Here is a 23,308-nt window from a genome sequence, read left to right on the forward strand (position 1 = left end):
GGTCATGTCCCGTCCATGAATCTCCAGCTGGCCCGAATCGGTTGTCACAAGACCGGCGATCGTGCGGAGCGCGGTGGTCTTGCCGACGGAACTGGGCCCAAACAGCACGAAAAACCGACCTTCGGCAACCTCAAATGACAGGTTGGCCAGCGCGCGCACCTTTCCATAGGATTTTGAAATCCCGTTCAGCCGCAATGCCGGCATTCCACCACCTGCCATCATTCCTCCCCGTCGCCTCGGCCATGTCTGGCTCTTGTTTCTGGAGACCAGACTATCCTGTCTCCTGTGATTTGCAAGTCAGCTGCTCGATCCAGCTGAGCAGGCCAAACGCCGCGCCGCTCAGTCCCGGGCGTTTTCCCACTGCCCGGTCCTGGCTGATCGCAAGACAGCGTCCGTAACCAGGTCGGTCGCCAAGGCATCCCGGAACGTCGGCGCTGCGGCTTTGCCTGAGGTCAGCCCCTCGATGAAATCCGCTGCCTGATGAATGAAGGTATGTTCGTATCCGATCTGGAGCCCGGGTACCCACCACTTCGCCATATAGGGATGGTCACCGTCCGTGATGTGAACAGAGCGCCAGCCGCGCGTGCGGCCCTCATCACGATGATCAAAATACTGCAGCCGATGGAGGTCGTGCAAATCCCAGAAGATCGACGCATGTTCACCATTGATTTCAAGGGTGTACAGCGCCTTGTGGCCACGGGCATATCGGGTTGCCTCGAAACTGGCGAGCGAGCCGTTGTCAAACCTCGCCAGGAACAGGCTTGCATCGTCAATGCCAACTTTCTCAGTCTTGCCGGTGATATTGTGATGACGTTCCTTGATGAAGGTCTCGGTCATTCCCGTCACGGTTGAAATACCGCCATTGAGCCACATGGCCGTATCTATGCAATGAGCAAGAAGATCGCCGGTCACGCCGGAACCTGCAACGCCGACGTCAAGGCGCCAAAGCCCCTGCCCGCCCTGCGGCAGGTCCTTCGAGATCGTCCAGTCCTGGAGGAACTTGGCACGATAGTGGAAGATCTTGCCCAACCGCCCCTCATCGATCAGCTGCTTGGCCAGCGTCACCGCTGGCACGCGGCGGTAATTGTACCACACCATGTTGGGCACCCCGGCGCGCTCCACCGCCTCCACCATCTTGCGGGATTCGGCGGCCGAGCGGCCCAGCGGCTTCTCGCACATCACCATCTTGCCGGCCGCCGCTGCGGCAAGCGCGATCTCCATGTGGGTGTCATTGGGGCTGGCAATGTCGATGAGCTCGATCGATTTGTCGTCGATCAGGCGGCGCCAGTCAGTAACACTGGACTCATAGCCCCATTGCTCGGCGAAGGCTTTCGCCTTCTCGGCGTTGCGGGCGCAGATGGTTTTCAGCACCGGCCGGTAATCAAGCGCGAAGAAATGCGGCGCCTGCGCGAAGGCGTTGGAATGGGTGCGGCCCATGAAGCCGTAGCCCACCATGCCGACATTGAGCGTCTTCTTGGTCATGGTCAGCCCACCCATCCATGCGCGTCGCGCACCTTGATCATGGCCCCCAGAATATCGTTCCAGGTCTGCTGCTTCATCATCACCTCGTTGGGGAACATGCAGCCGTCCCAGCAGATGTGCTTGAAGGCCTTGGTGAGCGAGCCGTCCTTGTTGCGCAGCCACAGCCCGGCATGCTTGGTGATGTCGAGCCGGCCGTTGGGATCGGTCACCATGCAGTGGCGGCCGGTCTTGTCGTGATAGCCCATGCCCTTCACGGTGCCGTCATTCTGGGCGACGTGGAAATCGATGGTCCACGGCCTGAGCATGTCCGTCATTTTGACCAGCGCGGCGTCCAGCGCCGCCTGGTCCTTCCAGTCGAAGCCGTCGGGCAGCAGGGCGGCGTCCGGCGCATTGTAGCCCATGGTGTAGAGCAGCGTGTGCGCCATGTCGGCCTGGAAGCCGATGATGCCGGGGCGGTCAGTCTGCTCCAGCGTATCGACCATCGCCTTCCAGCTGTGCATGCCGCCCCAGCAGATTTCGCCCTCGGCGGCCAGCCGCTCGCCATAGTCCTTGGCCACATCACAGGCCTCGCGCCAGGTCTGGGCGATGAGCCTGGTGTTGGCGGCAGGATCTTTCGCCCAGTCTGCCGGACTTGCCGCAGAGTCAATGCGAATAACGCCGTACTTGCGGACGCCAAGTTCACGAAGACGCTTTCCGAGTTCACAGGACTTGCGCACATTGGCAACAAACTTCTTGCGATCTTCACTCGAGCCCATGGCCGAGCCGCCACCCACCGGCGGCCAGACCGGCGCCACGATCGAGCCGATGGCCAGCTTGTGGCGGGCCGCCTTGTCGGCCAGCTGCTTTGCCTCGTCATCGGTGAAATCAATGTTGGTGTGCGGCGCAGCATGAAAAATGTCGATGCCGTCGAACTTCACGCCATCGACTTCCGCCTTGGCGGTGAGCGCGATCATGGTGTCGAGATCGATCGGCGGCTCCGAATCCGGCCCCTTGCCCACGAGCCCCGGCCACATCGCATTGTGAAGCTTCGGGAAATTGTTCTTGGACGGCATGAAACCTCCCATCTCACCTTATTTTTGGGAATGTTAGGCACAAGTGAAGCTTGCTGTCCAGAACTGTTATATTAGTATGACAGCATGACCTTTGACCTATCCAGCCTTCGCATTGACCGCTCTCGACCCCTTCGTGAGCAGATCTATCCCATGGTGCGAAGCCTCATCCTTTCTGGCGCCATCGGTCCCGGCGAGGTTATCGATGAAAAGGCAATCGCAGCGCAACTCAGCGTCTCACGCACGCCGGTGCGCGAGGCTGTGAAACGGCTGTCTGATGAGCATCTGGTCGAGGTCATTGCACAGTCAGGCACACGGGCGGCCCGGGTTGACCGGAAGGCCATCGAGGAGTCGTTTCTGATCCGCCGGGCGCTGGAGATGGAAAGCGCGGCCCAGGCAGCCCGTCTCATGCGACAGGAGCATGCTGACCGACTTCACGACATTCTGGCTCGGCACGCCCGAGCCATTGACCGGCGGCAGTTTGCAGATGCAATCATCCGTGATGATGAATTTCACCGGGCAATTTCAGAAATCAGCGATCTTCCGCGGCTTTGGAGCACAATCGAGATTTCAAAGGCACAGCTTGACAGATGCCGGCACATGATGGTCCCACGTGCCGGGCAGGCAGAGGCAACGCTTGAGCAGCACCGCGAGATCATTCGCGCACTCAACAGCGGTGATCCAGAAAAGGCAGCGGTGGCAATGAAGGCTCACCTCGATGCTGCCTACCGCAGTACCGTGGCAGTGCTTGACGGGCCAGGATTGATTTAGCAACTGCTCGTCCGGCCATCCAGCGTCAGCAAGGCGCCATAGAGCTCCGGCCGTCGATCGCGGAAGACACCCCAAGACCTGCGAAGCTGGCCGATCTCGGCAAGATCAAAGCTTTGAATTCGAAAGCCCTCTTCCATACGGTCCATCTCGGCAAGTTTTTCACCCTGATGATCGGCAATGAAGGATCGCCCATAGAAGACATCACTTCGGCCGTCGGGGGCGGTCTCGCGGCCCACCCGGTTCGACGCCAGCAGCGGCATGATGTTGGCCGCCGCATGGCCGCGCATCACGTTTTGCCAGTGGGTGGAGGAATCATAATCCGGGTTCGGCGGCTCGGAGCCGATGGCGGTCGGGTACAGCAGGATTTCCGCCCCCATCAGCGCCATGGCGCGCGCCGCTTCGGGAAACCACTGGTCCCAGCAGATGCCGAGCCCGATGCGGCCCGCCGCGGTGTCCCACACCTTGAAGCCCGTGTCGCCTGGCGAGAAATAGAATTTCTCCTGATATCCGCGGCCGTCCGGAATATGGCTCTTGCGGTAGATGCCAAGCTGGCGGCCATCGGCATCGACGATCACCGTGGTGTTGAAATGCACCGTGCCCGCCCGCTCGAACACGCTCACCGGCAGCACCACCCCCAGCTCGCGCGCCAGCGCCGCGAAGCGTTTGACCGTCGGGTGGCGGTCAATCTCAGTTGCACGTGCCAGAAACTGTGCGTGTTGCTCGATGCAGAAATAGTCGCCGTCAAACAGTTCCTGCAGCAACACCAGCTGCGCCCCCTCCTTGACTGCCGCACGAACAAGCCTTTCCGCCTTGTCGCAGTTCCGCGTCCAGTCGTTTTCAGAAGCCATCTGAGTTATGGCAGCCTTCAGCGTGGCCATTGGGCTCAATCCCTTATGTTGGCAACTTCACGGCGGAAGGGCAGAGCGTCACCAAGTGGCGGTGCTTCAAGCTCCTCGGCATAACGGTGACCGGCATATGTGGCCCAGGCGATGGCTGCAGGAGCATTGGCATCACCAATCACCTTCACCGATCGAATGCCATGCGGAGCCCACTCGGCCTGTCTGGCACAGAGGTCCAGATAAAGACTGTCTTCCGGGAGCCGCGCGGTGACCATCACCACCGCGTCGCAGGTCACTTTTTCTGTCCGACCGGTATACACGCACTGCGCAACGATACCGTCCCTTTCGATGGCGGACAGGCCACGCGTGATGCGCACATCAACCCCAGCTTCGATCAGACGAGCCTGAATCGCTCCCTGTTCCAGGGTATTGAAGCTCCACTCGGCTACACGTGTGGAGGGCGTCAGGAAAATGACGTCGCAGCCCCTCTGGATCAGCAATTCAGCCAAGACGCTGCCCATGTAGTAGTGGTCATCATCATAAATCATTACCCTGCCGCCAGGATGATTTCCCGCCATGATGTCATCGGGCGTCAAGACCGGAATGTCACTGCTGACGGGCACCGGCAGAAGATTGAACCGTGCAACGCCGTCACGGCGCCAGCGCGCCCCGGTCGCGATGGCCACATGTTCGAAGCCAAAGGCCAGGATATCATCACTCGTGAGCGCCGATCCCCTATAGACATTCACATTTGCCATTCTGGCAATCTGGCCCTTCCGATAGTCACGTACACGGGCCCAGGCTGCCAGACCGGGCAGCCTGCTTTCACGCGATACGCGCCCACCCAGCTCATCACCGGCCTCCGCCAGAGCAACCTCGTATCCGCGCAGACCCGCCTTGTGGGCAGCCGAAAGACCTGCAGGACCAGCGCCGACAACAAGCACCTTGGACTCCGACTGCCTTGGCCGGATGAATTCCGGGTGCCAGCCCTTGCGCCACTCTTCCATGAAGGATGAATTCTGGGTGCAGCGAGACAAAGACATGGTCATATCGCCGGTCACGCAGATGTTGCAGCCTATGCACTCACGGATATCTTCAATACGACCTTCATCGATCTTGCGAGGCAGGAACGGATCGGCAATCGACGGACGGGCCGCCCCGATGAAGTCCATCAGCCCCTGCCTGATCTGCCGCACCATTGTATCGGCTGATGTGAAGCGACCAACTCCCACCACCGGGCGCGGCGTGAGCTGCTTGATGCCGCGAATGAGATCTTCCTGTGCACCCTCTGGCTTGAAGCGGGAGGTTCCGGAGCACGCCTCCCAGGTACCATGGGCAAAATCCCAGAGATCTGGAAGATCTGCATGCATGGCTACGAGGTCACGCAATTGCGCGTTCGAGAATCCAGCTTCGCCTGCCAGTTCATCAAGCGATAACCGCACGGCAATCGCACATGTATCCCCCACCTCATCACGAGCATCCGATATCAGCTCCTTCAGAAGCCGGGAGCGGTTCTCGAGCGAACCGCCATATTCATCCGTTCGCTGGTTGGTTCTTGGTGAGAGAAAGTGCTGGATGATGCCAAAACCATGTGCGCCATAAAGGCACATGATGTCGAAGCCGGCGCGCTTTGCCCTTCGGTAGGCCAGGCGGTGCCAGTGGCGGAGGTTCCTGATATCCTGCTTGTCCATGGCCCGCGCCTGGACAGGATCACTGGTGAAGGTCAGGATCGGGGTATGTGAAGGCGCGAGCGGAACTTCGCGCGTGTAAAGATTTGGGCCGTTTGCGCCGCTATAAGCCAGTTCGATCCCTGCAAGCGCTCCGTGAGAGTGGATGGCGTCCGACATCTTGGCAAGGCCCGGCAGGTCGTCATCATCCCATATCCGCAACTCGATGAAGGGCGTGATTTCCGAAGAATGATGAATCTCGACTTGTTCGGTGAATATCACGCCCCAGCCACCCTCCGATTTGACCCGGCGCATCTCGGCCGCCGCGGAGGGATCCCGGTAGCCGCCGCCATTGCAATGCGGCACCTGATAGAATCGATTCTTGGACGTGACCGGGCCGATCTTTACGGGTTGAAAGAGTATGTCATAGCGGGGATCCCGCAACTTGCCGTCAGCTTGCGGTGCCATACCGTGATCCATACGCGACCCTCCTCGAGCGCAGTCACAATACCCAATTCTCCGATCATGGACAGCGGTCTTGTGAAGCAAATTTGAGCAAGAACCGACCTGATTGAATCGCGCCGCCGGAGAAATCTTGCGGTATGGCGCGGAAGATGGCGAAGAACGCGCTGGTGGCCTGTCGAGCCATCCGACGCCGGCGCGGCGCGACAGATCCCGGCCCCTCGGGTTCAATCCCGACGGGCGTCCGGCGTTCTTTCAATCAGGTCCGTTTTTGCTCTAGTGGAGGCTGAAGACCTCAGTACCAGTCCGTGGTTCGGCAATCCTGTGCAGAGGTACGATCTTCACAGTGGCGACCCCTTCTGTCGTGATGTCGACCAGCTTGGCTGCATTGAAACTCAGATCAATGATTCGACCCCTGACATGGGGGCCACGGTCAGTGATACGGACGATCACCGATTTACCGTTCCTCAGATTGGTGACCAGCACGCGGGTCCCAAATGGCAGGCTGGGGTGTGCGGCGGTGTAGTCGCGAGGGTCAAAGCGCTCTCCACTCGCGGTACGCTTGCCGTCTCGATAGTAGGATGCCTTGCCAGTCTGGGCAGCCAAAACCGCGTCCGCAGTACCAAACGAAGCCAGGACAAACAAAACGCCCAGTGTCGCGACGCAGACCTTTTTCAGATACAAAACCCAACCTCATGCTTCATGCCGGCCGGTCAGATGATGGTCAACTGCGGCAGGAATGTGATTTACCTTAGGTTGCAGCACGCATGCCATCAAGGCTAATCGCAGACTGTTTTCCGGCAATCAGATCAGCGGTGACCCGCGCCGCGCCGTGGCTCATGGTCCAACCCATATGGCCCTGGCCGGTATTGAACCAGAGGTTCTTCTTGCTCGATGGGCCAAGGATGGGCGTTCCTTCCGGCGTCATCGGCCGCAGCCCAGCCCAGTAGCTCGCCTTGCTCCAGTCTGCCCCATCCGGGAACAACTCCTGCATGGCGGCAATCATCGTCCTGAAGTCGCGGGGTTGGTGGCTTCGCCCGTAGCCAGAGAACTCTGCTGTGGCCGTAACCCGCACGCGGTCGCCATAGGGCGCATAGGCCACGAGTGATTCTTCATCGACACCCCCGATGCTGGGCGGATTGTTGCGCCCGGCGATCGGCGCCGTCATGGCATAACCCTTGACCGGATAGATTGGCAGGTCATGCCCGATCTGAGCGGCCAGATGAGGGGAATACACCCCAAGGCACAGCACAGCCACATCAACCTCTTCCCGACCCTTGTCGGTCAAGACCGCAGCTATCCGATCCCCTGAAACATCAAAGCCGGTGACAGTGGTCTTGTACTTGAACACAACGCCACGTGCCTTCAGCCAGTCCGCCATGCCGAGCGCAAACATCCGGCAGTCGCCACTTTCATCATCCGGTGCATAAAGAGCACCCGCCAGCTTCTCCCTGACAGTGGCGAGCGCCGGATCTCTGGCGGCAACGCTCTGGGGGTCGAGTGTTTCGATGCGACAACCATGATCTGCAAGAATCCTGGACTTGGCCGACGCGGCGGCCAGAGCCTTCGGCGAGCGATAAAGATAGAGCAGGCCACCTGTCCGGCCATCGAATTCAATGCCAGTCTGTCTCACGGTTTCGTGGAAAACCGACAGGGAATAATTGCAGAGCCTCACCTTGCGCGTGGTGTTGAGAGCAGCACGCTCATCAGTACATTCCCCCCAAAACCGCCACATCCATTTCCAGAAACGGGGATCAGTGGAGAATTTGAAGCGAAGCGCCTGGTTTCCCCGCCACAGCGAACGCAGCAGAATACCGGGGGCAGCGGGCGAAGACCACGCATAGGCATGGGCAGGTGCAAACAATCCAGCATTTGAAAAGCTGGTGAACGCAGCAGGCTCCGCCTCACGATCGATCACGGTTACCTCATGACCATCACGATAGAGTTCGTAGGCTGTGGTAATACCTACTATGCCAGCTCCAAGGACGAGCGCCTTCATCTTCCACCCCATTTTGATCTTGCCGTGAATGGATGCTAACAAACCATGACAATGTTTTCTATCACTCATCCGGCAACGGCCGACTTTTCGCAACCCATCGACAGTTACTGGGAAGCATCCGCTGATCCCCTGGCCATTCAGGCGGCCCCGCTTACAACGTCGGAGCACTGTGATGTGGCGGTGGTTGGTGCAGGCATTACTGGGCTTTCTGCCGCGCTCACCCTGGCAGAACAGGGAATAAACGTGCGCGTGCTCGAAGCCGGACCACTGGGTTGGGGTGCGTCCGGGCGAAATGGTGGCTTTGCCTGCATCGGCTCACACAAGCTGCCTTATGGCGTGATGATCAAGCGCTATGGCTTGGAGGCGACGCAGTCCTATTACCAGGCAATGCGCGATTCAGTCGAACTGGTTGCCGACAACCTGCGCCGGTTCACAATTGACGCCTGGGTTTCGGGCAGTGGTGAAGTGACACTTGCCCATCACCCCAGCCGGATCAGCGGGCTCCGCGAAGAACAGGAATTTCTGAAGTCAACCTTTGGCGAAGATACAACATTCCTCTCCAAGGATGACCTTCAGGCGTTGGGGCTAAAAGGACCTGCCTTCTTTGCCGGTCTGAAGGCACAAGTCGGCTTCGGGCTGCACCCTCTCAACTATGTTCGCGGCCTTGCCCGTGCCGCTTCTGGTGCTGGCGCAAGGCTCCATGCCCAGTCGGCACTGCTCCGGTGGGAAGAAACGCCGTCCGCCCACTTGCTTCACACCCGAGACGGTCGTCTTGCCGCGCGCCATGTGATCGTTGCCACCAATGGCTATACGCCGGAGCACATTTCACCACTTCACCGGGGCCGGCTTTTGCCGGCGCTCTCGAGCATCATCGTCACTCGCCAGCTCTCGGATGCCGAAAGAGCTGCACAGGGATGGATATCAGGCTTGATGGCGTTCGATTCCCGCAATCTACTGCATTACTTCCGATTGCTGCCAAATGGCCGCTTCCTGTTTGGCGGGCGCGGCGGGACGGATGGCTCGGCAGCGGGCGACACGGCCTACCGGCCCGTGCTGACGAAAGCATTCCATGAGCTCTTTCCGGCATGGCGGCATGTCGACGTCACCCATTATTGGCGAGGCCTGGTCTGCCTTGCCTATGACCGGGTGCCATATCTGGGGGCACTCAATGAGGGCAAGACCGTCTGGACGGCCATCGCCTATCATGGCAACGGCGTGGCGATGGGTTCCTGGTGCGGGCGGGCCCTTGCCCATCTGCTGCTTGGTCGCACATCCGAAGAGACCTTGCCACCCGTGCTCACCAGACGGCTAGCCCGCTTCCCCCTGCCAGCCTTTCGCCCTCTTTACCTGAAGGGCGCCTATCTCTGGTACGGCTGGCAGGACCGGCAATGACGTTACTTGCGACGAGCCTTCTTGGCTGACTTGCGGGCAGTCTTCTTGGAAGCCTTCTTGGTGGCTTTCCGAGCGGCCTTCTTCGGAATTGCCGCTTCCACCATGATCTCAACGTCGAGACCAGGAGCAGCAAGCTTGGACTCAACTGTTGCGCGGGCCGGGGTCTGGCCGGCAACGACCCACGCATCCCAGGCAGAGTTCATCTGGGCGAAGGTCTTGATGTCCGTAAGCCAGATATTGGCCTTGATGATATTTGTCTTGGACGTACCAGCCCGCTTGAGCGTGGCGTCGATCTGACCAAGAATATCCTTGGTCTGCTCGGTCACCGACTTGCCGGCCGCAGCCTCTGCCACAAAACCCGCAAGATAGACCTTGTCACCATGGATGACGGCAGCGCTCATGCGTTTGCCGGGTTCGATTCGCTTGAGTGTCATGTAAAGCCTCCCAGAAGAAAACGTGTTCTTAGCGGGCTTTGCTCACCGCTTCAATGACCCCGAGAAGCGCCAGTGGAAGTGACTCGAAGGCATAGGGCACATGCAACCGCTCCAGCCAATGGTGATAGTCACGCCCCCATGGACCAAGGTTGATGCATGGGTAGCCGGCCGGTTCCGGCATGATGAAGCCCTCTCCCCAGACCGGCGAATTGGCAGCCGCCGCATTGAGATTGCCAGTGGTCTCGCCAAAGAAACTCATGTCAGAAATGCCGGGAAAATACTGCACGGAGCCAATTCCCTTTGCTTGCGCAGCCGTGACGACAACATCTCGGAGAACTGCATCAGAGAGGGTCACGGCGGGATAGGGAATGGATCCAAAGCCCAGAACCACAGCGGGACCGGGGAGGCCAACAGACCTCCAGACTTCTGCCGTCATCAGTTTAGACTGCTCGGGCAGGTCATGCCTGCTGTGCAGAGCGACATCACGGCTGATACGCAGCCGTTCAGCCTCTGGCAGGCGGGCAGCAAGCTCGGAGAAGGTCATGACGGGAATGTCGCGGTTCAGCCTGTGGCCAGCGCGCACCATGGCCCGCCGTGCCAGCATCCGGGCAATGTCCAGGACATCATCTGCCGATCGCCTATGCTGAAGGGTATTCCAATAGAGCCAGCAGTGCGCGGGCGTGGTCACGTTGTATCCGGTCTTGAGATCCTTGACGTGAAGGGCAGTTGGCGGAGCAGCAAGCTCTGTGCCGCTCATCTCGGCAAGGTCTGGTGCAAGCTCGAATTCAGCGAGCAGTTCGGCGGCCAGATATGCGGCATTGGCACCATCCTGCGGATAACACGCATGAGCCTCGCGGCCAGCAACAAACGCAGTAAGCAGTTGTTTTCCGACAGATCCGAGCGCCACCACGCGCCCCTGGGTTCCGTCAGCCTGATCCGATATCGCATCCAGATTGATCATGAGCCGGATATCAAGTCCCAACTCCTGGGCAAGCCTGGACAGAAGAGGCGCTGCGGCGCGTGCACCGGCTGAGCGCTCCTCCTCGTCGGCAACGGCCATGAATAGAAGATTGGCATCACCGCTGTAGGCCTCGATTGCGGAAATGCCGGCAGCGAGGCCAGCCTTCATGTCAAGCAATCCGCGACCTGGTAAAAAGTCGCCACTTTCGAGATCAGCCAGCGCCAGAGGATTCTCGCCGCTGCGCCGGAGTTGCTCGATCATGGCCGGGAGCAGGCGCTCCGGATCGAATGCAAGTGGCTCCAGAGCGCCATAGTCGGACGTCGGCACCACATCGAAATGACCGGTCAGCACCACTGCATGACTGCCACGGCCGCGCCTCAGCGCAACCACATTCGAGCGCCGGTCGCCGGGAATGGGCATCGTTGAGGCATGGTCAAATGCCGAGAGATAACTGACGAGCCGAGGCGCAAACTCTGTTTCGCCTGCGGAACCGGTTACTGAAGGCCAGGCCGTAAGCGTGAGCGCAATCTCCCGCGTCCGGGCCTCAATATCATTGTTCACGCCAGTGACCGGTCATGCGCCAGCACCGCATTGAGGAGAACCTGGGTACCGGCGCCGCACTCCTCGAGGGTCGTTGATTCCGATTCGTTGTGCGAGATGCCACCAAGACATGGCACGAAGATCATGGTGGTCGGCGCCACACGAGCGATATATGCCGCATCATGACCGGCGCCGGATGCCATGTCACGGGCCGGATATCCTGCCTGTTCAGCGCCCACCCTCACACAAGAAATGAGTTCAGGCGCAAATTTCACGGCCGGAGAGATCCAGATGCGCTTCTCCTCGAAGCGGACGCTCAGATCGGAGGCAATCCTGGGCAGCGCCGCACGATATTGAGATTCCATCTTGTCGAGTACCGCTTCATCTGGATGACGCAGATCAACCGTGAAGAAAACCTCGCCTGGAACGACATTCCGGCTGTTCGGGCGGTTTTCGATCAACCCGACAGAGGCAACACCGGGCAGATTGCACATGCCCACCTCATGGATCGCATCAATCATGCGCGCCGCAGCCAGAAGGGCGTTCTTGCGAAGTCCCATGGGTGTCGCACCTGTGTGGGACTCCTGACCTGTAACAGTTACCTCATACCAACGCATGCCCTGTACGCCGGTAACAACGCCAATTGTCTTGTTCTCTGCCTCCAGAATTGGACCTTGTTCGATGTGGAGTTCGAACATGGCCTGAAACTTGACCTCGCCTGCCTTGATATCACCCTTGTAACCAATCCGCTGCAATTCATCGCCGAGCGTGATACCAAGCCGATCTTCGCGGGAATAAGCAAAATCCGTCGTGAACACACCGGCGTAGACACCCGAGCAGAGCATGGCCGGCGCAAAGCGTGACCCCTCCTCGTTCGTCCAGTTCACCAGCATGATCGGCGCGTTCGTCTCATAGCCCATGTCGACCAGGGTGCGCATGGCCTCCAGTCCGCCGAGGACGCCGAGCACACCATCAAATTTTCCGCCGGTGGGCTGGGTGTCGAGATGCGAGCCCATTGCAATGGGCATCAAATCCTTTCGCTTGCCAGGGCGGGTCGCGAACATGTTGCCCACTTCATCCACCTGGACCGTGCAGCCGAGCTTCGCACACTGCTCCTTGAACCAGTCGCGTACCCGCTTGTCCTCGTCAGAAAGGGTAAGGCGCTTGATACCTCCCTTCGGAGTGCCGCCGAACCTGGATGTTTCCATCAGCGTATCCCACAGGCGTTGCGGATTGATCGCAAGGTTGGTTTTCGAATTCACGATTCACTCCTGGAAAACTGGCAGCCGAGCCAGTCAATCATTTATCGGGCTTTTGGTCATCCCTGGGCCATGAGATGAAGAAGGTGTAGACCGCATAAACCAGCATGGCTGCTGCTATTGCTACCCAGATTCCGTCGCTCCCCTGCCACAGCTCAAAACCGAGCCATGCTACGACAACCGCTACGATGGCTACGCGCCGCCATAGCGGCTTGTAGAAAGGATGCTGATTCTCGTTCTTGAACATCTGGTGCCAGCCGGGTTCAGGGTACGATATCTGCCCGCGCCACGGGCTTCGGCTGCGTCAGGCCCTTCCAGATGGCGTTGGCAATGCTCACGGGGGGATTGGGGTCGCGCCGCACGAATTCGCCGTCGCCGGGCTTGGCCCGCATGTCGCCCTCGATCCAGGCAATGCGCCCGCGCGAGAACACGGCGCGCGGCACGCCCGTGCAGGTGTAGCCCTCGAACACGTTGTATTCGATGCGCGAGACCTGCTTCTTGGCGGTGATGGTCTTGGTGGCCTTGGGATCCCAGATCACCAGGTCCGCATCCGAGCCCGCCATGACCGCGCCCTTCCGCGGATACATGTTGAGGATGCGCGCGATGTTGGTGGAGGTCGCCGCGACGAATTCCTCCTTGGTCAGGCGCCCGGTGTTGACGCCGGCATTCCACAACACCGGCATGCGGTCTTCAAGGCCGCCGGTGCCGTTGGGGATCTTGGTGAAGTCTTTAAGGCCGAAGCGCTTCTGCTTGACCGTGAAGGAGCAATGGTCGGTCGCCACCACGGAGAGCGTGCCGGACTGCAGGCCCGCCCACAGCGAATCCTGGTGCTTCTTGTTGCGGAAGGGCGGGCTCATCACCCGGCCTGCGGCATAGTCCCAATCCTTGTTCTGGTATTCGGAATCGTCCAGCACCAGATATTGCACGAGCGGCTCGCCATAAACCCGCTGGCCCGCCTGCTTGGCGCGCCTGATCGCCTCATGCGTCTGCTCGCAGGACACATGCACGATGTAGAGCGGGCAGCCCGCCATGTCGGCGATCATGATGGCGCGGTTCGCCGCCTCGCCTTCAACCTCAGGCGGCCTCGAATAGCTGTGGCCCTCGGGGCCGGTCACGCCGCGCGCCAGCAGGTCCTGCTGCATGCGGGCCACCACATCGCCGTTCTCGGCATGAACCAGCGGGATGGCGCCCAGCTGGGCGCAGCGGCGGAAGGAATTGTAAAGCTCGTCGTCATTCACCATCAAGGCGCCCTTGTAGGCCATGAAATGCTTGAAGGTGTTGATGCCGTAGGTCTTGACCACGGTTTCCATCTCGTCATGGATCATCGGCGACCATTGCGTCACCGCCATGTGGAAGGAGTAATCCGCGCAGGCCTTCTCGGCCTTGTGCCGCCAGGCCTGATAGGCCTTGAGCATGGACTCGCCCGGCGCCGGAATGCAGAAATCGACGATCATGGTGGTGCCGCCGGACAGCGCCGCCTTGGTGCCCCATTCGAAATCATCGGCCGACACGGTTCCCATGAACATCAGTTCCATATGGGTATGCGGGTCGATGCCGCCCGGCATGACGTAGCAGCCGCCGGCGTCGATCACCTCCGCGCCCGCGGGGGCTTCCAGCTTCGGTCCCACGGCGATGATCTTGCCGCCGTCGATCAGCACGTCGGCGCGCTGCGAGTGATCGTGATTGACGGCGGTGCCGCCGCGAATGAGGGTGGTCATGGCTGGTTCTCCCACGTGACGAAAGAAAAGGGCCCTCTCCCGGTTGTGGGAGAAGGCCCCTGCTGCTTACATGCTCTTGGCCTTGTCGGTCACCGCGGAGGTCCAGGCGCCTTCCGGCTTCTTGGTGATGACCGGGTCGGAGCCGCCCTTCATGAGGGTTTCGACGGTGCGGTCGGCGGCGGCTGTATCAAGCGTGCCGTCCGAGCCTTCGGTGAGCTTGTTGACTTCGCCCATCATGCGCTTCTGGTGCTCGATGGTCTGGGCGCCGGAGGCGTCATTGTCGATGACGATCTGGGCGGCTTCATCGCCATTGGCGCGGGCATAGTCCCAGCCCTTCATCGAGGCCTTGACGAACTTCGCCATGGTGTCGACGAAGGCCGGATCCTTCAGCTTGTCCTCGAGCACATAGAGGCCGTCCTCGAGTGTCGCCACGCCCATGTCCTCATACTTGAAGGTGACCAGCTGGTCCGCCGGGATTCCGGCGTCGATCACCTGCCAGTATTCATTGTAGGTCATGGTCGAGATGCAGTCGGCCTGCTTCTGGATCAGCGGGTCGACGTTGAAGCCCTGCTTGATCACGGTGACGCCGTCCGCCCCGCCGGTCGTCGGAATGCCGAGCTGGCTCATCCACGACAGGAAGGGATACTCATTGCCGAAGAACCACACGCCCAGCGTCTTGCCCTTGAAATCCTCCGGCTTGGTGATGCCGGTATCCTTCCGGCAAGTCAGCATCATGCCAGAGCGCTTGAAGGGCTGTGCGATATTGACGACAGGCGAACCTTTTTCGCGCGTAGCGAGAGCAGAGGGCATCCAGTCAACCACCACGTCCGCACCGCCGCCAGCCAGCACCTGCTGCGGGTTGATGTCCGGGCCGCCGGGCAGGATGGTCACGTCGAGGCCGGCGTCCTTGTAGAAGCCCTTGGCCTGCGCAACGTAGTAACCGGCGAACTGCGCCTGGGTCACCCATTTGAGCTGCAGCTTCACGGCTTCCGCCATGGCCGCAGTGCCGCTTGCCAGCAGCACGGCGGCAGCCGCTGCCGCCATCAAGTATCTTTTCATGTTTTCAATCTCCTTTTGGTTGTCATCGTTACCGCCTACGCACGGTAGGACGGATGCCAGAAGGTCACCCGGCGCTCAAGGAACACCAGAAGACCATAAAAAACCGACCCCGTGATGGCTGCCACCGCGATTTCGGCCCAAACCATGTCAAGCCCCAGTCTGCCAACTTCCGTCGAAATACGAAAGCCCATTCCGACGATGGGTGTGCCGAAGAATTCGGCAACGATGGCGCCGATCATGGCAAGGGTCGAGTTGATCTTGAGCGCGTTGAAGACAAAGGGCATGGCAGAAGGGAGCCTGAGCTTGACCAGAGTTTCCCACCAGGACGACCCATAGCTCCGCATCAGATCGCGCTCCAGATGCCCTGCGGCCTGGAGCCCCGCCACGGCGTTGATGAGCATCGGGAAAAACGTCATCACCACGACCATTGCCGCCTTCGACGGCCAGTCGAAGCCAAACCACATGACGAGGATCGGCGCCACGCCAACAATTGGCAGTGCGGCGACGAGATTGCCAAGCGGCAGGAGTCCACGCCGCAGGAAGGATATGCGGTCACACAGAATGGCGGTCAGAAATCCGGCCAAGGATCCAATTATCCAGCCCGGGATCACTGCACGCAACACCGTCTGCACAAAATCCATCCACAGGATGGGAAGCGAAGTCGCAAACTTCGCTATGATCGCAGACGGTGGCGGCAGCAGTACGGCAGGAACGCCAAAGCCGATAACGACCGCTTCCCAGAAGAAGAGTACAGCGAAGCCAAACAAGGTAGGATAAAGGATGTCTGTCAGCCGCACGGCCATCATGCTGGCCCTCCCATGCGCCGGAGCGTCAGGCGTTCAGCCACACCAACCAGCCATACCAGACCCGCCGCGATGAACGACCCCACAAACAGTGCGGCCCAGATCTGTACGGTTTGACCATAATAAGACCCCTGAAGCAGGCGGGCGCCTATACCCGAAATGGCACCTGTCGGCAGTTCGCCGACGATAGCCCCCGTGAGCGCAATTGCCACCGCGACCTTCAGAGACGTGAATAGAAAAGGAACTGCCGCCGGAAAGCGGAGCTTCCACAGCACCTGCGCTGAGCTGGCATGGTATGTCCGCATCAGGTCAAGTTGCATGCTCTCCGGAGACGACAAGCCCTTGACCATGCCGATCGTGACCGGAAAAAAGCAGAGATACATCGAGATCAGGGATTTTGGGAGTAAGCCCGTGAAGCCCAATGACCCTAGGACCACGATCACCATCGGTGCGATTGCGAGAATGGGGATCGTTTGCGAGGCTATGATCCAGGGCATCAGGCTCTTTGCCAGAAATCTGACATGCACAATCGCGATTGCCAGGGCAATACCGAGAACAGAGCCAAGAACAAAGCCCAGAAGAGTCGATGACAGGGTCACCCAGCCATGGAAAACAAGGGACTTTGGCATCCAGGGCTTGACGGTCGCGATGCTTTTCCAGAGTTCCAATGCAATCTGGTGAGGCGCAGGTATTACCGGGCGTGTCTCGTTCCAAGAAAACAGCAGCGTGTTATACAGGCCGCCGCCAGCAAGTTCGATCTTGGTCCCTGTCACCACCCAGTTCATGGGGATGGCAGCCACATACCAGATCACGATGATGACCAAGCATACCACAGTTACGGGCAGCGCGCTCCCATCCGCCTGCAAGATCTGCCGTTCTTCGCTGGTAACAGTCGTGCTCACTCAATCCTCATAGGAATGACCAGCCTTCAGGCCTTCGCGTACCCGGTGTGCAAAACGGAGAAACTCAGGGGTCTCACGAATATCCAGAGTGCGGTCAGGCGGGAAATTGGTGGTGATGACGTCTATAATGCGTCCAGGCCTCGGACTCATCACAACGATCTTGTTCGACAGGAACACTGCCTCAGGAATGGAATGCGTGACAAAGACAACGGTCTTTCCCGTTCTTCGCCACAACTCAAGCAGTTGTTGGTTGAGTTTGTCGCGCACAATTTCGTCAAGCGCGCCAAAAGGCTCGTCCATCAGAAGGAGCTTTGGATCAAATGCCAGAGCTCGCGCAATCGAAACGCGCTGCTGCATCCCTCCCGAAAGCTGCCAAGGATATTTCTTCTCGAAACCTTTCAGATTGACGAGCTCGATGTTTCGAGTAACTCGTTCAGCCGCATCTTCAAGTCCCATGACTTCAAGCGGCAGGCCGACGTTGCGTTCGACCGTACGCCATGGAAAAAGAGCAGGCGCTTGAAATACATAGCCATAGGCGCGTTTCAACCTCGCCGCCCGAGGGTCCATGCCGTTGACGCTGATGTCCCCGGAGGTGGCGCGTTCAAGATCGGCAATAACCCGCAACAAGGTTGTCTTGCCGCAACCGGAAGGTCCGATGAACGAGACAAACTCCCCGTCCTGGATATCGAGGTTTACCCTTGAAAGCGCTTGGACAGGCTGGTCGGCCGTCTGGAACACCAGGCTGAGATCTCGTACCGAAATGACGGGCGCCGCCAACTGTGATCCTCCCTCGCTTTGACCGCCTCTTTGCAAACGCTAACCGCACTTGACCACTTGATCAAGAATTAAGAAAATGGTCGAATGGATCAGTCACGGACTGCAACGAAAAAAACCCGCATTCAGGCCCAGAACAAGGAACTGATCCTTGCGGCAGCGCTGGAAGTTTTCTCCGCCTTTGGTTTTCGCGGCGCCACGGTGGACCAGATTGCTGCCAAGTGCGGCTTGTCCAAACCAAACTTGCTCTACTATTTCCGGCGCAAGGAAGACATCTACGTTGCGGTGCTGGAGCATACGCTGCATGACTGGCTGGAACCCTTGCGCAGCCTGGATCCCGGCGGAAACCCGCTCGACGAAATCACGCGGTACATCCGGGCCAAGATCCGCCTTTCACAGGACAATCCAGAGGCATCCCGTCTTTTTGCCAACGAAATTCTGCACGGCGCCACTGCCATCGCGCCGTATCTCAAGGGGCCTCTGAAGCAACTGGTGGACGAGAAGGCCACGCTCATCCAGCGCTGGATCACGGAAGGTCAACTCAGGGCAATTGACCCCTACCACCTCATCTTCGCGATCTGGGCCACCACACAGCACTATGCCGATTTCGATGCGCAGTTGCGGGCACTCACCGGCAACCCCGCCGACCTGATGGAAAAAGCAGAGAAAGCGGTCATCTCGCTGCTTGTCGATGGACTGCGTCCGCGCTGAAGACTAACGAACATCGAAGCGAAGTTTGAATGACCCCATCTCCTGCCTGAAGCCAAACGTTCTGTTCGCATCCACGAGCGATCGCATCACACCAGCTCTGTCCCGAACAATGGAAGCAAAGGCCCAACGAGACCTATTCATATCGACGCTTTACAAGGGGGAGGGGGGGGCAGGAGCGACCAAACAGGATTTAGGCAACAATTCCGCATATCCGAAAGCTTGCGGCAAAATTTGACAAACAGCCTGACGTTGCACGAGCGATCTTGCGTGGATCGTGACGCATAACCGATTAAATGAATCAGTCTTAGCGGGAGTTCTGCCTCTCCTCTGGTCAGATCGCAGTGTAACTATGCTGCAGCCAAGTCGTCTGCAAGCAGTCAAACCTCTAATTGCAGACTCTAGAAAATCCCCTTGGCATCTTACACCCTTCCCAGTGGCTTCGTTGATCTACGTTGTTATATCTGAGGCTTTATTGTATCTGAGGCCACTCAAACTCTTTCGCTTAAGCATGCTGGATGCAGTCGCAGGGGACTACCCTTCAATATGCATCTCGACTCTCTACTGAATCCTCGCAAGACCCGACGATTGATTTTTTCTCCCCGAGAAGATCGGCATGCACTCACCATGGCCTCCCAAATCCAGATCGCCCGGGCGTTTTACTGAGTTATCAGAACTAGAAACGATCCCATGAATCATGTTAGGCTTTACCAATTTCAACAAGCGGTAAGTTAGCCATCACGCATAGCACCACGGAGGTCTGAGTCAGATCCAAGTGTCTGGAAGTCGGCCGTCATTGATGTCGGCTCACGAGAATTCCCAACCTTGGTATGATGAAATCGAAGGCGCGAAACTTTTAGTCTCGCAAGGTCGGAGCACACCGCCTAGGTGCACAAACTGAATTCTAAATGAGTATGGCACCAAAAATGCAAAAGGATCCAAAGTGCTAGTTGCGCATCAAAAAGAGTTTCAGAACGCGCTGGTTGCCCATAGGGAGGGCCGAGTTGCTGACGCTCAGAGGATTTATACAACGTTATTGGATATTTATACAGATAACTTTGATGTTATTCATTTATTGGGTTTGACGTTTTTGCAGCAGGGCAAGCTCGATAGAAGTGCAGAACTGATGTCGAAGGCAATCAAATTGAATCCGAATTCCGCTCCTGCGCATAATAACATCGGAAACATATATAAAGCAAAAGGTCTCCATAAAGACGCATTAGAAAGCTTTGAAAAGGCTATCCGGCTAAAACCTGATTACCCTGACGCTCTTGTCAATCGTGGCATCATTCGCATCAAGCTAGGACATGCAGAACAGGCAATATCAGATTTTGCAAGCGCGATAAAGATTTCTCCTAAATCTTGCGATGCCTATACAGGTCTCGGCATGGCGCTAAAGAAACTGGATCGACTCCCAGAGGCTCTAGACGCTTTAGAGAAAGCAGCTGCAATTAGCCCTCGTCACCCAGAGGTCTTGAGCAATAAGGGCAATCTATTGCTCGAACTTGGACGGGCCAATGAAGCAGTTGAGGCTCTCGATAGTGCAGTTCGGTTAAGACCACAGATTGCAGCCAACAGCTATAATCTTGCCAATGCCTATCTGGCGATAGGAAGAATGGATGACGCCCTCAAAAGCTACGACAATGCAATTAGCATACGACCTGACTATGCTGAAGCTTTCAGCAATCGCGGCGTAGCGCTTAAAGAACTGAAACGACTTGAAGAGGCATTGGAGAGTTGCAACAAAGCGATTGGTCTGAGACCTGATTATGCCGAAGCTTACAGCAATCGCGGTATGGCGCTTAAAGAGCTGAAACGGCTTGAAGAGGCATTGGAAAGCTGCGAAAGGGCAATCAATTTAAGGCCAGACTACGCCGAAGCCTACAGTAATCGTGGCGTGATACTAAGAGAACTGAAAAGGCTCAACGAGGCCCTGGAAAACTACGATAAGGCGATCACCTTAAATCCACGCTACGCTGAGGCCTTTAGCAATCGTGGAGTAGCTCTCAAAGAGATGAAACGACTTGAGGAGGCCTTAGAGAGCTACGATAGAGCAATCAGCCTGAAACCAAACTATGCGGAGGCATATGGTAATCGCGCCAATGCATTATCGGAGCTGAAGCGCCTCACCGAAGCTCTCGAGAACTACGATAGAGCAATCAGCCTCAAACCTGACTATGCCGAAGCCTATAGTAATCGTGGCAATGCACTTATGTTATTGCAGCGTCCAGATGAGGCCCTGGAGAGCTATGACAAAGCCATCAGCATCAACCCCGATTACGCTGAAGGTTACTACAACAAGGCAATTCTAAAGCTTAAAGAGAGAGACTTTCAAGAAGGCTTCCACCTCTACAGATGGCGATGGGATACCAAGGAAATCAACAGCAAACCTTTGAATACAAGAATTCAGTCATGGGACGGTAGTGCATCAGCAAAGAATCTACTCATCTGGGCTGAGCAAGGAATAGTTGATGAAGTGTTCTACTCATCCATGATTTCAATGATAAGCAGCGGGATAGATGTCACTCTATCGGCAGACAGGAGGCTTCATGAAATCTACACGCGATCATTTCCGCACCTACACTTGATTGATCGATCTATTCAAGACCAGCCGATCGAGAGTGGCTATGATGCACAGGCTGCGATAGCCGATTTGGGTTATCTTCTGAATGTATCAGAGGAAAAGATCAAGCGAAGGCGCTATCCATTCCTTACTGTATCTAGCGAACGAGCACGAGAACACAGAGAAAAAAACGAGTTCTTGCAGGATAAACCGGTTTGCGGTTTGGCTTGGCGAAGTATAAATAGGAAATTTGGAGACGATAAAAGTATTGCTCTACGCGACTTGGAGCCAGTACTCAGAATACCGGGAATAACATTTGTAAATCTTCAATATGGTGAAGTGTCAGCCGAGATTGCAGATGTGGCCGAGCTTAGCGGAACTAAGATTTATCAAGCAAGAGATCTTGATGTTTTCAATGATATTGATGGACTGCTATCATTGATAGATATTTGCGATGTTGTAGTGACCACCAGCAATCTCACCGCTCACCTGGCAGGCGCGATCGGCAAGAAGTCCGCAGTTCTAGTGCCAACAGGGAAAGGTCGTATTTGGTATTGGCACGAGCAACCAAACAGTATCTGGTATCCAAGCTTAAGAATCTTGAGCCAGAGTTACGACTGGAGCTGGTCTAGTGCAATTTCTGAAGCTGCAAATTGGATAAAGATCAATATCGATACAAATTGAGTAGAGGCAGAAAATAAGACAATGACTTCTGAATTAACGATCACAGTTTCCAAGTCGATTTTTGCAAACGCCCTCAAATGATCACCCCGGTTATCTTGTGTGGCGGCAGTGGTACCCGACTGTGGCCATTATCCCGCGAGGTGCTTCCCAAGCAGTTTGTTCCTCTTCTGAGCAAAGACAGTCCGTTCAAGGCAACCACCCGCCGCCTGTCAGGTTCGGCTTTTGCTGCGCCCCTTGTGGTATGCGCGGAAGGCTTGCGCTTCATTTCGGCCACACAGCTGAACGAGGCAGGGGTTGTGCCTCAGGCAATCATGGTAGAACCGGAGCCTCGCAACACAGCACCCGCCATATTGGCTGCCGCACTCTGGCTTCTCGATCAGAGCGAAGATGCCATGATGCTGGTTGCTCCGTCAGACCATGTAATTCCTGATGGTGAGTTGTTTCAAAGCGCAGTTCATACCGCACTTGCTGCCGCCAGAGCTGGCAAGATCATCACTTTTGGAATTACGCCAACCCATCCGGAAACAGGCTATGGCTATCTCAAGCTCACGGCTGGAAGTGACATCAGGGTGGCTGCCCCCCAGAGTATTGAGCGATTTGTTGAAAAACCGGATGCCAAGACTGCAGCCACCATGCTCGCAGCAGGCGGTCATCTTTGGAACGCCGGTATCTTCCTGTTTTCGGCGAGAGCCATCGTAACGGCGTTTGAAGCCCATGCTCCGGGCATGGTTTTACCCGTCCGAGAGGCCGTGCGAACTGCCCAGAAAGATCCCGACTTTCTCCGGCTTGCTCCAGAGCCTTGGTCACGTCTTCCGTCAGTCTCGATCGACTACGCGATCATGGAGAAAGCGCATAATCTTGTTGCCATGCCCTATAACGGCCATTGGTCTGACATGGGCTCGTGGATGGCTGTCTGGCAGGAAGGCCTCGCTGATGACAGCAAAAATGTTGTCTCAGAAGGTGTACTTGCGATTGACTGTGAGCGGAGCTTGCTGCGTTCCGAGGCAGATTCGATCCAGCTCGTAGGGATCGGCCTTAGAGACATTGTAGCCGTGGCAATGCCTGATGCAGTACTCGTTGCGCACAGCTCAGCCTCCCAGCGTGTGAAGGAGGTAGCCAAGATACTGGCAGAACGGGGCGCGCGGCAAGCGACAAGCTTTACCCATGATCGCCGCCCCTGGGGCCAGTTCGAGAGCCTGGCCAAAGGGCCGCGCTACCATGTCAAGCGAATCATTGTCGATC

The 23,308-nt window shown here is 57.5% G+C and carries 19 protein-coding genes and 2 pseudogenes; 5 read left to right on the forward strand and 16 right to left on the reverse strand.

Annotated features, from left to right (window positions below):
* The 3 genes from ACILRN_RS05210 to ACILRN_RS05220 form a co-directional block, all read right to left on the reverse strand.
* The coding region (locus ACILRN_RS05210; RefSeq protein ID WP_395686214.1) for an ATP-binding cassette domain-containing protein at positions 1-204 on the reverse strand (204 nt) is incomplete at its 3' end.
* A gap of 135 nt (positions 205-339) precedes the next feature.
* Positions 340-1,482 (reverse strand): Gfo/Idh/MocA family protein, encoded by a 1,143-nt coding sequence (locus ACILRN_RS05215; protein ID WP_395686216.1) that lies wholly within the window; start codon positions 1,480-1,482, stop codon positions 340-342.
* 2 nt (positions 1,483-1,484) lie between these two features.
* Positions 1,485-2,534: a sugar phosphate isomerase/epimerase family protein gene (locus tag ACILRN_RS05220; RefSeq protein WP_395686218.1), complete on the reverse strand. Its 1,050-nt coding sequence runs from the start codon at positions 2,532-2,534 to the stop codon at positions 1,485-1,487.
* Between the two features lie 84 nt (positions 2,535-2,618).
* Here ACILRN_RS05220 and ACILRN_RS05225 point away from each other — a divergent pair, with 84 nt between their 5' ends.
* Positions 2,619-3,302 (forward strand): GntR family transcriptional regulator, encoded by a 684-nt coding sequence (locus tag ACILRN_RS05225; RefSeq protein WP_395686220.1) that lies wholly within the window; start codon positions 2,619-2,621, stop codon positions 3,300-3,302.
* Here ACILRN_RS05225 and aguB read toward each other — a convergent pair.
* The 4 genes from aguB to ACILRN_RS05245 form a co-directional block, all read right to left on the reverse strand.
* The gene (aguB, locus tag ACILRN_RS05230) at positions 3,299-4,180 is read right to left on the reverse strand and encodes an N-carbamoylputrescine amidase (RefSeq protein WP_395686222.1); all 882 of its coding nucleotides are present in this window, start codon (positions 4,178-4,180) and stop codon (positions 3,299-3,301) included. The genes ACILRN_RS05225 and aguB overlap by 4 nt on opposite strands.
* A gap of 5 nt (positions 4,181-4,185) precedes the next feature.
* On the reverse strand, positions 4,186-6,288 hold the full coding sequence (locus ACILRN_RS05235; protein ID WP_395686223.1) for an FAD-dependent oxidoreductase: 2,103 nt from the start codon (positions 6,286-6,288) through the stop codon (positions 4,186-4,188).
* A 258-nt stretch (positions 6,289-6,546) separates the two neighbouring features.
* Positions 6,547-6,954 (reverse strand): septal ring lytic transglycosylase RlpA family protein, encoded by a 408-nt coding sequence (locus tag ACILRN_RS05240; RefSeq protein WP_395686225.1) that lies wholly within the window; start codon positions 6,952-6,954, stop codon positions 6,547-6,549.
* Between the two features lie 67 nt (positions 6,955-7,021).
* Positions 7,022-8,269 (reverse strand): D-amino acid dehydrogenase, encoded by a 1,248-nt coding sequence (locus ACILRN_RS05245; RefSeq protein ID WP_395686226.1) that lies wholly within the window; start codon positions 8,267-8,269, stop codon positions 7,022-7,024.
* A gap of 45 nt (positions 8,270-8,314) precedes the next feature.
* Here ACILRN_RS05245 and ACILRN_RS05250 point away from each other — a divergent pair, with 45 nt between their 5' ends.
* Positions 8,315-9,661 carry an NAD(P)/FAD-dependent oxidoreductase gene (locus ACILRN_RS05250; protein ID WP_395686228.1) on the forward strand — a complete coding sequence of 449 codons (1,347 nt, stop codon included), beginning with the start codon at positions 8,315-8,317 and terminating at the stop codon, positions 9,659-9,661.
* 89 nt (positions 9,662-9,750) lie between these two features.
* On the opposite strand, the pseudogene ACILRN_RS05255 reads toward ACILRN_RS05250, so the two are convergent.
* The 9 genes and pseudogenes from ACILRN_RS05255 to ACILRN_RS05295 form a co-directional block, all read right to left on the reverse strand.
* A pseudogene (locus ACILRN_RS05255) lies at positions 9,751-10,095 on the reverse strand (RidA family protein); the annotation flags it as partial.
* A gap of 28 nt (positions 10,096-10,123) precedes the next feature.
* Positions 10,124-11,617, reverse strand: a complete 1,494-nt coding sequence (locus tag ACILRN_RS05260; RefSeq protein WP_395686230.1) for a M20/M25/M40 family metallo-hydrolase — start codon at positions 11,615-11,617, stop codon at positions 10,124-10,126.
* Positions 11,614-12,804: a M20 family metallo-hydrolase gene (locus ACILRN_RS05265; protein WP_395686245.1), complete on the reverse strand. Its 1,191-nt coding sequence runs from the start codon at positions 12,802-12,804 to the stop codon at positions 11,614-11,616. The genes ACILRN_RS05260 and ACILRN_RS05265 overlap by 4 nt, the downstream gene beginning before the upstream one ends.
* 91 nt (positions 12,805-12,895) lie before the next feature.
* Positions 12,896-13,102, reverse strand: a complete 207-nt coding sequence (locus ACILRN_RS05270) for a DUF3329 domain-containing protein (RefSeq protein ID WP_395686231.1) — start codon at positions 13,100-13,102, stop codon at positions 12,896-12,898.
* A 16-nt stretch (positions 13,103-13,118) separates the two neighbouring features.
* On the reverse strand, positions 13,119-14,573 hold the full coding sequence (gene hydA, locus ACILRN_RS05275; RefSeq protein ID WP_395686233.1) for a dihydropyrimidinase: 1,455 nt from the start codon (positions 14,571-14,573) through the stop codon (positions 13,119-13,121).
* 66 nt (positions 14,574-14,639) lie between these two features.
* On the reverse strand, positions 14,640-15,632 hold the full coding sequence (locus ACILRN_RS05280; RefSeq protein WP_395686235.1) for an ABC transporter substrate-binding protein: 993 nt from the start codon (positions 15,630-15,632) through the stop codon (positions 14,640-14,642).
* Between the two features lie 35 nt (positions 15,633-15,667).
* Positions 15,668-16,414 (reverse strand): annotated as a pseudogene (locus ACILRN_RS05285) (ABC transporter permease); the annotation flags it as partial.
* 20 nt (positions 16,415-16,434) lie between these two features.
* Positions 16,435-17,337: an ABC transporter permease gene (locus ACILRN_RS05290; RefSeq protein WP_395686236.1), complete on the reverse strand. Its 903-nt coding sequence runs from the start codon at positions 17,335-17,337 to the stop codon at positions 16,435-16,437.
* Entirely contained in the window at positions 17,338-18,114 is a 777-nt protein-coding gene (locus ACILRN_RS05295; protein WP_395686238.1) for an ABC transporter ATP-binding protein, read from the reverse strand. It lies immediately after the preceding gene.
* An 84-nt stretch (positions 18,115-18,198) separates the two neighbouring features.
* Here ACILRN_RS05295 and ACILRN_RS05300 point away from each other — a divergent pair, with 84 nt between their 5' ends.
* From ACILRN_RS05300 to ACILRN_RS05310, 3 genes are all read left to right on the forward strand, one after another.
* The gene (locus ACILRN_RS05300; protein ID WP_395686239.1) at positions 18,199-18,822 is read left to right on the forward strand and encodes a TetR family transcriptional regulator C-terminal domain-containing protein; all 624 of its coding nucleotides are present in this window, start codon (positions 18,199-18,201) and stop codon (positions 18,820-18,822) included.
* A 940-nt stretch (positions 18,823-19,762) separates the two neighbouring features.
* Positions 19,763-22,066: a tetratricopeptide repeat protein gene (locus tag ACILRN_RS05305; RefSeq protein WP_395686241.1), complete on the forward strand. Its 2,304-nt coding sequence runs from the start codon at positions 19,763-19,765 to the stop codon at positions 22,064-22,066.
* Between the two features lie 77 nt (positions 22,067-22,143).
* Positions 22,144-23,308: mannose-1-phosphate guanylyltransferase/mannose-6-phosphate isomerase (locus ACILRN_RS05310; protein ID WP_395686243.1), on the forward strand; the 1,165-nt coding region annotated here is incomplete at its 3' end.

It is taken from the genome of Aestuariivirga sp., from assembly GCF_044238155.1.
Classification (GTDB): Bacteria; Pseudomonadota; Alphaproteobacteria; order Rhizobiales; family Aestuariivirgaceae; genus Aestuariivirga.

Coding starts and splice junctions, on each gene's coding strand:
- ACILRN_RS05245 (WP_395686226.1), bottom strand. CDS start 8,269: ATGAAGGCGCTCGTCCTTGGAGCTGGCATAGTAGGTATTACCACAGCC.
- ACILRN_RS05280 (WP_395686235.1), bottom strand. CDS start 15,632: ATGAAAAGATACTTGATGGCGGCAGCGGCTGCCGCCGTGCTGCTGGCA.
- ACILRN_RS05270 (WP_395686231.1), bottom strand. CDS start 13,102: ATGTTCAAGAACGAGAATCAGCATCCTTTCTACAAGCCGCTATGGCGG.
- ACILRN_RS05215 (WP_395686216.1), bottom strand. CDS start 1,482: ATGACCAAGAAGACGCTCAATGTCGGCATGGTGGGCTACGGCTTCATG.
- ACILRN_RS05250 (WP_395686228.1), top strand. CDS start 8,315: ATGACAATGTTTTCTATCACTCATCCGGCAACGGCCGACTTTTCGCAA.
- ACILRN_RS05265 (WP_395686245.1), bottom strand. CDS start 12,804: ATGGAAACATCCAGGTTCGGCGGCACTCCGAAGGGAGGTATCAAGCGC.
- ACILRN_RS05225 (WP_395686220.1), top strand. CDS start 2,619: ATGACCTTTGACCTATCCAGCCTTCGCATTGACCGCTCTCGACCCCTT.
- ACILRN_RS05235 (WP_395686223.1), bottom strand. CDS start 6,288: ATGGATCACGGTATGGCACCGCAAGCTGACGGCAAGTTGCGGGATCCC.
- aguB (WP_395686222.1), bottom strand. CDS start 4,180: ATGGCCACGCTGAAGGCTGCCATAACTCAGATGGCTTCTGAAAACGAC.
- ACILRN_RS05300 (WP_395686239.1), top strand. CDS start 18,199: ATGGATCAGTCACGGACTGCAACGAAAAAAACCCGCATTCAGGCCCAG.
- hydA (WP_395686233.1), bottom strand. CDS start 14,573: ATGACCACCCTCATTCGCGGCGGCACCGCCGTCAATCACGATCACTCG.
- ACILRN_RS05220 (WP_395686218.1), bottom strand. CDS start 2,534: ATGCCGTCCAAGAACAATTTCCCGAAGCTTCACAATGCGATGTGGCCG.